Raw genomic sequence first — 11,692 nt, forward strand, 5'->3', positions numbered from 1 at the left:
GATTATTTGTGCTTGAGGGTGGGTGTGGTGTAGTCTGTCTGACCGCGTCGACGGTACTCTAAGCGAAGACCCTTGCCCTCGGCACCTTGCCAGTAGAGTAGGGTGAAGGGGTGGAGTCCGCGACTGAGTGCAACCTTGCCGGTTGCTGAGACGAAGGCGTGCGAGCCGTCATTGAGGACAATCGGTCGGTCGTGTATCCGTAGGACGGATCCATCATCGGAAGTGAGCCGAAACTCGTAGACATCGGTCTCCGGCACCTGGATAAATCCTGTGAAAGTAAGCGCAAAAAGGTCCTCCCTGTCTCGCATCTCGATCGAGGGCTGCTCGCAGACGCCGCGCCCGATGATGGGGAGCGAGGCGATCTGATCCGTACTCTCGACCGCCCCGGCGTGGAGCGTCCAATCGGCACCATCGGCACCTGAGGAAACATCTTGCGCTTGGGCGTACTCTGCCTTCGTGACGATGAGTGTGGTCGTGGGAGACGGGTCCAGTCCGTCTTTCTCGGCATAAGCTCGGAGGGTTGCGCTGCGAGTGAGGGTGATGGGCGTACCGGTATACTCCTTTTTCTCCCCCTCATCGATCGTGTAGTAGATTGTCGCTCCCGGGGTTGCTGAGGCTAAGCTTACGCTCACTTGGTCGTGGAAGAGCGTGATGTCATCCGAGCTGTAGACGGGAGACACGAAGTCCTTGCGGGTCATACTGTAGGGCCTCTCCTCTACCACGAAGTCATCCACAGGTTTGTCGGAGAGTGTGAAGGCGAGTGTGCCACCCTCAGTGAGCTCCTTGATGGTGACGAAGAGGCGGTGAAGCTCCTTCCCATTTAGGCTGATGAAGCGGACATAAGGATACTCTGCTGGATCCTTGTCGGTGGTAATGGTGAGCTTGCCTTTCGGGAGCGTCAGAGTCACCTCTCGGAAGCGAGGGGTGGTGATCTGGAGCTCTCCACTCACCGGTGTCACCGGATAGAGACCGAGGGCGGTGAAGAGATACCAAGCGGACATCTGACCGCAGTCTTCATTGCCGCTAATACCCTCCGGGGTGTCGTCGTACAATTCATCAAGGATCTGACGCGTCAGCTCTTGTGTACGGGAGGGACGACCGAGGTAATTGTAAAGGAAGGCAAGATGATGGCTCGGCTCATTGCCGTGAGCATACTGCCCGATGAGCCCTGTGATGTCCTGGAGGTCTCCTGCCGGTGTGGTATCGCTAAAGAGATTGTCGAGGGCATCGAGCATCCCGCCAGCTCCACCATGGAGAGCGATCATTCCCTCCACATCGTGCATAGGAGCGAAGCGATACTGCCAGCCATTGGCCTCGGTGTAGTCTTTGCTTACCTCGTAGGGGTCAAAGTCGGCTCCCCACGATCCGTCCTCATGTCGTCCGCGGAAGAACTTAGTGCTGCCGTCGAAGAGGTGAATGTAATTGTGAGCTCGCTGGTAGTAGGTGTCCGCAATCTCTTTCTCCCCGAGTGCCTCCGCCATTCGAGCTATGCACCAGTCATCGTACGCATACTCGAGAGTGCAGGAGACGGACTCGTTGTGCGTATTGGCGGGAATGAACCCCAGTCGGGTGTAGGCATCGGAGCCTTTCTTATTGATGTTGGAGGACTTGATCATTGCCTCGAGTACCTCCAATGGATCAAGATCCCCAAGCTGTCCGCTGAGGTAGGCATCAGCCAATACGGAGACAGCATGGTAGCCGATCATAGTGCGGGTCTCACCACTATAGAGCGGCCAGATGGGCAGCTCTCCTCCCTCGCGGTACATCTGCATCATAGATCGGCAGAGATCCGGTACTACCTCCGGGTAGAGCAGGGTAAGGAGGGGGTGCTCCGCACGGAAGGTGTCCCAGAGCGATAGGGTAGAGTAGCTCACGCCGGATGCCCGGTGGATCTCATCGTCCATACCCCGATAGCTTCCGTCGGCATCACTTATCCTATTGGGCGCAACAAGGGAGTGATAAAGGGCGGTGTAGAGGCAAGTGAGGTCCTCCTTCTTCCCCTCTTTTACCTTGACTTTAGAGAGAAGAGAACTCCACTGCTTTTCTGTATCGGCTTGTACTTGATCGAAAGTCGCGCCACATCTTGAGAGTTCCGCATTGAGATTGGCCTCCGCAGCCTCCATAGAGGTCTGTGAGAGCCCGACAAAGATCTCCACTATGCCTTCATCGCCGGCATCTAGAGACAGTATGGCCCGTATGGAGTCGCCCCTTGCGATCAGTCCATCGACCTCTTCTCCATTAAGGAAAAGCCTGGCTTCTCGTATCGGACGACTCAGGTGGGCGGCAAAGTAGACGTGCTGCCGAGGTACCCAGCCATTGGTGATCGTGTAGCCCCTCAGTGTACTCTCTGAGGTCAGTTCCAGTCCGCTCTCTACGATCTCGTCCCCTTTGATATTGACTAAGTCGATCAGGAGAGATGCTTCCTCTGCCCCCTTTGGGTAAGTATAGCGATGGACACCCATAAGGGAGCTGGCAGTGAGCTCGGCCTGAATGCCGTTATCAAGCTCCACGCTGTAGTAGCCTGCATGTGCCTCTTCGCGATCGTGGCTAAATCCCACCTTAGGTAACCGCTCCTCGTCAATGTGCTCAGTGTAGCGCTCGCTGTCGATGGTGGGGAGGAAAATCACATCCCCGAGGTCACTGCATCCGGTACCGGAGAGGTGGGTGTGGGCAAAGCCGTAGAGCGAGTAGTCATCGTAGTGATAACCTGCGCAGGCATCCCAGCCCTCCCAGCGAGTCTCCGGACTTAGTTGCACCATTCCCATCGGAGCCGTAGCTCCTGGGAACGTATGACCGTGAAACCCGGTCCCTACAAAGGGATCTACCCACTCATAGAGCTTGTCCGGATTAGGGGTGATCAGTTCTTCTTTGGTCCCCTTACCGCAGGAGCAGAGTAGGGAAAGTGTGAGAAGTAGTCCGAGCTGTATGGATGGTTTCATCTTCATGTCTTGGAGTTCTTTTTCTTACATAGCGTCATGATCGCCCGAGCCTCGGGCATCCCTGCGAAGTCCACAAAGTAGATCCCCCCGGGGATGCTCGCTCTCTTACTGAGTAGATAGTTCCCAAAGGGGTTGATGACCTCTGCTACCCTCTGTGGAGTGGTGTCGCCGGTACCGCTCAGGTAGATGAACGCCCAGTGATCGGTCTTCTGATCAGCAAGATCAAGCGCACGCTTTAGAGCAGTCTTCTTATCACTCATGTCAAAGGTGTCACTGACGATATACTCATCCTCCACCAATAGATCTAATGTACCGCCACATAGATTGACTAAGCGAGCCACAAAGGTGGTGTCGTCCTGAAATCCATCAAAGTAAGGCAGACAGACCTCCTCATCAATCCTTGTGCGGAGCAGGATGAGCAGATTGCCACGCACTTCCGAGACCTTGGTCTCTCGAGTAAGCTGTCCTCTGTAGAGGAGCCGAGCTACTTCGGGTCTCTCCAGCGCACGCCGAAGAGATTGACTGTATGCCTTCATATCTTCCTGTGAGCAGCGATCGTCATCCTCCTTTCGGAGTGACAAGATAACGAATTCGTCCGGATGGGTGGTGAGAAATTGGGTGAAAAGTGGCAGAACCTCCTCTGTGAACTCTAGTCCAAGCGACTCCTCACCATGATACAAATCCATATACCCGGACCCGTCGTACCTGTCAACGAGTCGGAGGTCAAAGGCTCGGACACCGACCTCCAGCTGCTCCTCCAGCGTCAGGTCTTGGCACCGAAGCTGAGGCGAGGCGCTAAAGGCTGCGGCATCATGCGTCCCCACGATCGCGAGGTCGATCAGTCTCGTCTCTGGTGCCCTCCCACAGCCTCCTATCATACCTAACGTCAGCAGTAGCGTGAGCAAGGTAGGAGTCAGTCTACTCTTCAGTTCGGGGAAAAATGATTGCATTTCTCATTGATAAATATAGAAATACCATACAGCCGCCTAGTAGAGAGCTGATCTAACTCTCGGCTAGGCGGCTGAATAATAAAAAGGTTAGGCTGACTTTAGACTCATCGATCTACAGCAGCTTCTACTTGCAGACGCAAACCTACGACCTTTCCCTCTTGGAGGTCAAAAAGCTTCTCACTTGACCTTAACAGATAAGACTTAGGGGCCATAATAAAGAGGGCCATGTCTCCGTTGCCAGAGAGGTTTACCATCTTTTTCTCATACCCCTTAATCTCATTGATCTGGCTAATCATTGACTTGCTTCCTGATCCAAGTAGGAAGATCGAGGAGGGAAATTTAGTTTCCGTCAAAAGTCGTTTGTTAAGAGCGTCCGGATCTCCGCTCTCCTTCAGTGTGACGAGACCGAGGTTTACGTCATAGCTGAGTTGCTTTTCCCCGGTTGCCATAAGCTTCAGACCGGCAGTAGTCAAGAAACAACCAGTTCCGGATAGGGATTTCCCTTCAAACTTTTGAGCCAAGTCCTTAGCTAAGAGGAGATTTCCGCTCTTTAGGGAGCTTGGGTTAAATATCGGGAAGCACTTAACTGCATCCGAAATGACCGCATTAGGGGAAAACTCTCGTCCATCCTTGCTGTATGGACTAACGCCCATAAGCATATAGGCAGATACTTTTTCTCTTGGGAGTGAAACTAATTTTCTGCACACAACTTCGTAGTCTGATAGAGAGCTCCCCAGATTTTCGCCATCCTTATTGGTAACAACCAAGAGAGATATGGTACGATTCTTATTCCACTCCGGAGTTTTTGTCTCCTCATTCGTGTCAGGAATTTTAGGCTCCGGCTGGGGGCTTGGTGAGGGCTTTTGTCCCCCACAACTGCTAAGAAATAGCAGGCAGCAGGCAGCCAAGGCAACCTTACTATTCCTAATCCTTCTATCAACTCCTATCATAATGTAAGGTCCATATATACGGAGGCGTGATCGGATATATCATAGCTGGCACCCTCGTGATTGATGCGAAAGGGATCAACCTTTGGGGATCCACACTTGATATCGGGTGTGGTGAGTATGTAGTCCACCCAATGGTTTGCTGTGATAGCGAGCTTATTCCCAAAGAGACCGAGCGCGTAACTAACCGTGCCGGGGTCAGTATTGAAGTCGCCCATCATAATTATGGGGCGATTTGTCTCAAAGACCTCGCTTCTCTTGAGAATTTCAGAAAGCTGCTCCACTTGCCCTCCTGTATGGTCCAGGTGGGTACCTACTACACGGATCACCTTCCCATTAGGCAGAAGGAGATCAGCCCAGAAAACGCTCCGAGGATCAGACGATCCCGTAGGCATTGACAGCCTACGGCAGTCCATCCGGATGATCGGATAGCGAGAAAGGATTCCATTCCCATAGAGTCCTGCACCTCTATTGAGCTCCGAGCGGTCGTAAGACTTACAGAAGTAGTAGTGCATTCCCAAATGCCCCGCAAGCTCCGCCAGTGGGTTACGATCGCCAAGAGCATCCGTGTAGACCTCAAGCTCGTTAATCACGCAGATGTCGGGCGATACTTTGTCAAAGGCATCAAAGAATGGCTTCATCACATACTTGTGACCGAGAGTAGTCTCAACAGCCCCCTCGAATGACTTGACATTATAGGTCATGACACGTATCGTCTGCGCCTCTGTTGTCCACGACAGCCATTGGGCAGTCAGGGCAAGAAAGAGTGCTATAGCGATCCGTCCTGCTCGATTAGTAGCCAACATTTTGCTTCAGGTGCTTAGAGCCGTCAATAGCGGACTGCGGGATCGGGAAGACCTTATTCACAGCAGGATTAAACTTACGTGCCGGCCAGACCTCGATCAGCTTCCTCTCACCCTTGCCTGTTGTAGGATCGTAAGTATTCCCATAGTAATTGAGATCAAATCCGTGTAGGGGTTGCTCTAGGAGATCAAAGTCACCCCAGCGCATCAGATCAAGCCATCTCGGGGTCAGGAACTCAAACGCCAGCTCACAGCGACGCTCTTGCTTGAGCTCCGCCTTGGTCCCTTGAGAGTTGGCAGACAGCCCGGCACGGGTCCTGATCTGGTTGAGGATAGAGACCGCCTCAGCATTTCCCTCTCCCTTCGTCCAGATCAGAGCTTCTGCTTTCATAAGCAGGATATCAGCATATCTCAGAACTACCATTCCGAGAGTAGTACACATAAAGTTACCATTGTTGAAGAACTCCTTACCTGCATTGTCAGCCGTCCTATAGGGACTGATCCACTTTGTCAGGAGGATATTCGCAGGGGTGGACGGCTGGCGTTTGTCATCAATGGTTCGGATTTCCTTTCCTTGCTTATCCTTGGAGATCTTGGGCTCTCCCAGCTTAAAGTCCAGATCCATAAATACTACTCTGTCACCGGGGCCTGCAAATGACGCTTGGCGACGCACATCACCCTCCTCGTATGCTTCGTAGAGTTCAGCTGTGGGGCAAAAGTATCCCCATGTGTTGAACCTCCCGAAGCCTCCGTTCTGGAAACTCATCCCATGCCACTTGGGTCCGGCTGCTGCTGTAGCTGATCCGAGGAATGAAAAAATGTACTCGGAAGAGAAGTTATTCTTGGCAGTGAATAGTGTTGAGAAGTCCGGGTACAGAGACCGCTTATCGACTCCTGAGAGTTGGATGATCTTATCGCAGTACTCTATCACTTTGTCGTAATACTTCGCATCGAATTGGGATGCATATAGCGCTGCTCGGGCGGCAAGGCCCCATGCTGCTGCCTTCCACGGACGCCCGTATTGGTCATCAGATTGCTGGGAGAAGAGAGGTAGGTGTGCAGCCGCCTGATCCATATCCGAGATGATCAGATCGTAATTCTCAAGGACACTCTTGGGTCGCTCGGAGTCCATTTCTGATACCGGTGTCTTGTCAGTAATGATGGGGATCCCTCCATTGGGACCATCATCGCCGTGCCAGGGAGCCAGCCAGAGATAGGCCATTCCACGATAGAAGTAGGCGTTGCCAAGGACGTAGTCTCTTAGCTCTCCATCTACATGGAGATTGTCTACAGCCTTGATCAGCTCGTTGGCTGAGCTGATCACCTGATACATACGATCCCAGTTCTCATTCCAGTCACGACCATTATTGGCGTCCATAGTGAAGTTCTTGATCTGAGCTGCTTCGGCTTGATTACGACCGGTGATGCAGTTGTCAGATGCGTTCTCCATCCACATGTAGCCACGACCTGTCGTTCCTTCCTCGCTCGTGAAGCGATTGAGTGCATCTACTGCGAGACGGAGGTTGTTTGGATCCTTGTAGAAGTCCTTATTTGTGTCTCCGTTGGCATAAGGCTCGTGATTGAGGAAGTCGCTATCAGCACACGAGGTAATGAGCGATCCGCTGCCGATAAGTATCAGCCCGGCGCAGAGTCCGGAGAGTATGCTTTTTGTATTGGGTGTCATAGTCGTATTCGTTCTTATTCGATCCATTATAATCAGAGACTGAGATTAAGTCCCAAGGAAAAAGTGCGAGACAGTGGATAGCGTCCGGCATCCACTCCATATCTTCCTACCTCGGGATCAATGCCACTATACTTGGTAAAGGTAATGAGGTTGGATCCATTGAGATAAAAGCGTACCGTTGCCCTGGGCATAGATATAGCCTCCATCCAGACCTTAGGAAGCGTGTAGCCGAGGGTCACATTCTTTAGTCTCAGGTAGCTGCCATCCTCAAGGAAGTAGCTGTTGGCGCTCGAGTAATTGCCATTCTCATCCTTTGCCACACCTATCCTCGGGATGCCGGAGTTGGGGTCAAAGTCGAAGGACTTCATCACGAGGGCGTTCATATTGCCCTCCACTCCGCGACCCGTGAGAGTCATCTGCTTGTAGGCGTTGTAGATCTGATTGCCCTGGATCCCCTGGAAGTCTAAGGAGAGGTCCACTCCATTCCAGCCGAAGTTGGCTCCAAATGAGAAGGTGAACTTGGGCATATAGGAGCCGAAGTACTTATAGTCCTTCGTATTGATGACTCCATCATTATTCTGATCCACAAACTTGATGTCTCCCGCCTTGGCATTGGGCTGTATGGGAGATACAGCACCGGTCTCAGGATCCTTGTGGGTATAGGCTGCCACCTCTTCGTTGCTCTTAAAGATTCCGTCAGCCTCCTGTAGATAGAAGGATTGCCATGGCAGACCCACCTTGGAGCGGATGGGTGACATACCATTGACGACCAGGTTGTCCTGGATGTAGTCACGACTGCCGAGGTCGAGTACCTCTGAGTTGATGATACTCATATTGGCAAATCCGCCCCATGTGAAGTCCCCCGAGCGATCATTGTAATTAAGCTGAAACTCCCAGCCCTTATTCAAGACGGAACCTACATTACCCAGAGGCTCCTCCTCGACACCCATCGTGGAGACGATCGGTACTCGCTCGATGAGGTCCTTAGTGAGCTTGTGAAAGTAGTCTACCGTGAGTGAGAGTCTGTCAAAGAGACCCAAATCAAGTCCCACTCCCCATGACTCCGTGGTCTCCCATCTGAGGTCCGTATTAGAGATACCCCTCTGGTAATAACCGGTTACTGTATGGTTGTCTATGCCAAATACAGTCTGGCGTGCTTGTGCCATAGAGACATTGTAGGCGTATGGATTTACGGTTGCCACGCTTCCTACCTGACCCCAGCTGGCGCGGATCTTAAGGAGATTGATGGCGTCCATATCCTTCATAAAGTCCTCACTGGAGATCTTCCACGATCCGGAGACGGCAGGGAAGACTGCCGAGCGGTGGGATGGGTCCAGCTTGGAGGAAAGGTCGTTACGCACGGAGGCAGTAAAGAAGTATCTGTCGGCATAGGAGTAAGCAATGCGACCAAAGCCGGAGATCATAGACTCCTCTACGATGCCCTCAGTCGGCTTGACTGGGATCTTGGTGGCATTGGAGAGGATGATCTTATTGAGATCCTCACTGGGCAGCTCCGTCCCCTCGACCCAGTTGTCACGCCAGTTGTCATACTGCATAGTGTACCCCGCCATCGCGCTGATGTGGTGGTCGTCCCCAAAGACCCGTGCATAGGTTGCAGTGGTCTCCCATATCCACCTATTGTGTAGGGAGTTGTAGATAGAGCGGGAGTTCTGCGAGCCACGGCCTCCGACCTCTCTGACAGCCGGTGTGAAGCCCTCATAGCGACCCCAGTCCTCACCGAGAGAGAGACGACTGATGATATCTAGTCCGTATAGTGGCTTGATATTCAGTGAAGTGGTGGAGAAGAGGGTTGATGCCGGCTGATTCTCGTGGAGTCGAAATAGAGAGGCTACCGGGTTATTGATCATACCATAGCCTGATATTCCCTGCTTAGCGTAGTATGCCGGGATGGTACCACCCCACACCTTATTTCCCTTTGCATCGAGAATTTCTTTTCCATTCTCGTCCATCTCATAGATGGTGGCAGCTGTGGGGTAGAAGGTTGCGTCAGCGAGGATTCCCTCGTGACCATAGTCGTTGATATTACCTCCCTGACCATTATCGTGAGTGAAGTGGAGACTCTGAGAGAGCTTCAGCCACTTATTCACTGTGAAGTCTGCATTGAGTCGTGCTCCAAAGCCATCTGACCACGTATTCTTCAGGATACCATCGTGGCGATCATACGATACTGATAATAGAGCACTAAGCCTCTCGCTACCACCGCTGATTGAGGCGGCCACATGCTTCATGGAGCCGAGGCGGAAGATCTCATCCATCCAATTGGTGCGATCAATCATCCCATATGGGTACAGGCTGACGTTAGCCACTGCGGGCAGAGCAGCTGCATCGCCATTCTCTACGACCTTATTCCACACCTTGATATACTGACCTGCTGTGGTTACCTGAGGTTTCTTGGTGATCTGGTCAAAGCTATAGGAACTGTTGATATCCACATGCAGGTTGCCCTCCTTGGCCTTCTTAGTGGTTACCACGATCACACCGCCGGATCCTACAGAGGCACCATAGATGGCTGCCGAGGAGGCGTCCTTCAGGACAGTAATGTTCTCTACATCCTCAATGTTGAAGGGTGCACCCGGTACGCCATCCACGACATAGAGTACCTGATCCCCACCGCGAGACCCTTTGCCTCGGATATTGAGCTCCGCGCCTTTCATAGGGTTACCACCATTGTTCTGGATGGTGACACCGGGCATACGACCCTGAAGCATATTAGCCAAATTTGCCGGGCGAGACTTTAGGCTCTCGTCAATATTCATGGTGGAGATCGAGGTGGAGAGGTCCTCCTTGCGGGAGGATCCATATCCGATGACTACAAGCTCTTCTAGTGCCTGAGTGTCCTCCTGCAGCACAACCTTCAGATCACTTGTGGCTCCATTCACCTTTACCTGCTTGGGCTTGTACCCAATAAAGGAGAATGAAAGGGTTACCTGATCCGGAACCTTGATGGTGAAGTGCCCATTGAGGTCGGTGGTCGTGCCAAGTGTCGTACCTATCGCTTGGATAGTCACGCCAATGAATGGCTCATCGATGGTCCCGTCAATAACGGTACCACTTACTGTAACCTCGTTATTCTTCTGGGCCTTGGCCTCCATGGACATACCGAGAGACCCAGAGAGGAGAAGGGTCACTATGAGGTATGACAAGCTCTTTATGATACTATTGCGTTTCATTCTTTTTATGCTCACTATGTTACTTGGCGGCGTTCGCCTTCTTGTTGTTTTCTATGATCTCCCTGACAGCGATCTCGGGGTCATGCTCATAGTACTCCGTCACCTGAGAGAGCCACAGCTCTGCCATATGGAAGTACCGGTCACCGCCACCTGAGCCAAGTAAGCTGGTGAGATCGGTGCCATCGTAGCGGGAGGTAGGCTCCAGTCTGATGTAGCGAGTGTCTGCAGGCACGCTGAAGTACTCGCAATTGACTCTTACACCACTCTCCTTGGGCATATCAAAGGTGACTGAGATCGGTGCTGACCAGCTGTTCCCGTCCTTGCTGAAGGAGACTCTAGCATCCTTGACAGAATCACCCTCCTTTCCGGGGCGGGGAGCGTAGCCAAGGATCATATCCTGAGCCGTGACACCGCTCTTAAGGTCGATAACGATGTTGTGGAGCTGGTTTACGTCCACCCAGCCATGCCAGTCAGAGTGGAAGTAGTTACCCAGATCTCCATCGGTAAGGTTCTCAATAGGGCCCTCAGACTCCTCCTGAGCATTTGTGCTGAGTTGATCAGCGCTCAGGTGGATATCCTTCCACGCCTTAGTGGTGTAAATCATCGCCATATGCTGGCTGACGGCAGAGGTGGTCATGGATGCTGAGGCGTCACCGGTACTACTGTAGGAGGTTACGGTGAAGTCAATCGTCCCGGCACACTCGGCTAGGCCGGAGGCGACCACCGATCCCTGCTCGGGCTTACCACCGAGCAGTACTTTGTGATTTAGGATTGGGTCAAAGTAAGAAACCATCACTCCGATGCAGTCGCTGTTCTCTTTCTTACCTGACATAGCCCACGAGATGGTGACCTGACCGGGTCCCTCCGACTTAGCGGAGACCTTCTCCAGAGGTATGGCACTTTGTGGCGCTGAAAGCTCGTTCTTATTGGTGTCGCAGCTGATTGTCATCAGCCCTACCGCCAGTGTGAAGAGCAAGGTTTTTGTTCCTTTCATATCCTATATTGATTAAGTAAAATAAAGTTCGCTTCCTTAAGTATGTAGTGCTTTAGAAAATAAGCTACAATATCATACTGTATGAAATCGATCCAAAGGTAGTGGTTTGATGTGGCAAAACTAATGCATTTTGACGACATTAATGTTACAGTCTTTCTTTTACGCAGTTTTCGATTTTGATGAA

Annotated in this window: 7 protein-coding genes; all 7 read right to left on the bottom strand. The window is 52.1% G+C overall.

What is annotated here, in order from left to right:
• Nucleotides 1–2 precede the first annotated feature (2 nt).
• The 7 genes from AC1EKE_RS01360 to AC1EKE_RS01390 all read right to left on the bottom strand — a co-directional run bounded on the left by AC1EKE_RS01360 (nt 3) and on the right by AC1EKE_RS01390 (nt 11,508).
• A complete protein-coding gene (locus tag AC1EKE_RS01360; RefSeq protein ID WP_480307710.1) occupies nt 3–2,939 on the bottom strand; it encodes a GH92 family glycosyl hydrolase in 2,937 nt (978 codons plus the stop codon).
• Nucleotides 2,940–2,941: 2 nt separating this feature from the next.
• Nucleotides 2,942–3,889, bottom strand: a complete 948-nt coding sequence (locus AC1EKE_RS01365; RefSeq protein ID WP_480307712.1) for a PI-PLC domain-containing protein — start codon at nt 3,887–3,889, stop codon at nt 2,942–2,944.
• 104 nt (nt 3,890–3,993) lie between these two features.
• A complete protein-coding gene (locus tag AC1EKE_RS01370; protein WP_480307713.1) occupies nt 3,994–4,839 on the bottom strand; it encodes a hypothetical protein in 846 nt (281 codons plus the stop codon).
• The gene (locus AC1EKE_RS01375) at nt 4,836–5,642 is read right to left on the bottom strand and encodes an endonuclease/exonuclease/phosphatase family protein (RefSeq protein ID WP_480307715.1); all 807 of its coding nucleotides are present in this window, start codon (nt 5,640–5,642) and stop codon (nt 4,836–4,838) included. The genes AC1EKE_RS01370 and AC1EKE_RS01375 overlap by 4 nt, the downstream gene beginning before the upstream one ends.
• Nucleotides 5,629–7,323, bottom strand: a complete 1,695-nt coding sequence (locus AC1EKE_RS01380) for a RagB/SusD family nutrient uptake outer membrane protein (protein WP_480307717.1) — start codon at nt 7,321–7,323, stop codon at nt 5,629–5,631. Before AC1EKE_RS01380 ends, AC1EKE_RS01375 begins: the two co-directional genes overlap by 14 nt.
• A 32-nt stretch (nt 7,324–7,355) precedes the next feature.
• On the bottom strand, nt 7,356–10,514 hold the full coding sequence (locus tag AC1EKE_RS01385) for a SusC/RagA family TonB-linked outer membrane protein (RefSeq protein ID WP_480307719.1): 3,159 nt from the start codon (nt 10,512–10,514) through the stop codon (nt 7,356–7,358).
• Nucleotides 10,515–10,533: 19 nt separating this feature from the next.
• Nucleotides 10,534–11,508: a discoidin domain-containing protein gene (locus tag AC1EKE_RS01390; RefSeq protein WP_480307721.1), complete on the bottom strand. Its 975-nt coding sequence runs from the start codon at nt 11,506–11,508 to the stop codon at nt 10,534–10,536.
• Between the last annotated feature and the right edge of the window lie 184 nt (nt 11,509–11,692).

This window comes from Porphyromonas sp. C0041D3, from assembly GCF_056590575.1.

What these genes read in the sequence shown, in the direction of transcription:
- AC1EKE_RS01390 (WP_480307721.1), bottom strand. Translation starts at nt 11,508, where the DNA reads ATGAAAGGAACAAAAACCTTGCTCTTCACACTGGCGGTAGGGCTGATG.
- AC1EKE_RS01385 (WP_480307719.1), bottom strand. Translation starts at nt 10,514, where the DNA reads ATGAAACGCAATAGTATCATAAAGAGCTTGTCATACCTCATAGTGACC.
- AC1EKE_RS01370 (WP_480307713.1), bottom strand. Translation starts at nt 4,839, where the DNA reads ATGATAGGAGTTGATAGAAGGATTAGGAATAGTAAGGTTGCCTTGGCT.
- AC1EKE_RS01360 (WP_480307710.1), bottom strand. Translation starts at nt 2,939, where the DNA reads ATGAAACCATCCATACAGCTCGGACTACTTCTCACACTTTCCCTACTC.
- AC1EKE_RS01380 (WP_480307717.1), bottom strand. Translation starts at nt 7,323, where the DNA reads ATGACACCCAATACAAAAAGCATACTCTCCGGACTCTGCGCCGGGCTG.
- AC1EKE_RS01365 (WP_480307712.1), bottom strand. Translation starts at nt 3,889, where the DNA reads ATGCAATCATTTTTCCCCGAACTGAAGAGTAGACTGACTCCTACCTTG.
- AC1EKE_RS01375 (WP_480307715.1), bottom strand. Translation starts at nt 5,642, where the DNA reads ATGTTGGCTACTAATCGAGCAGGACGGATCGCTATAGCACTCTTTCTT.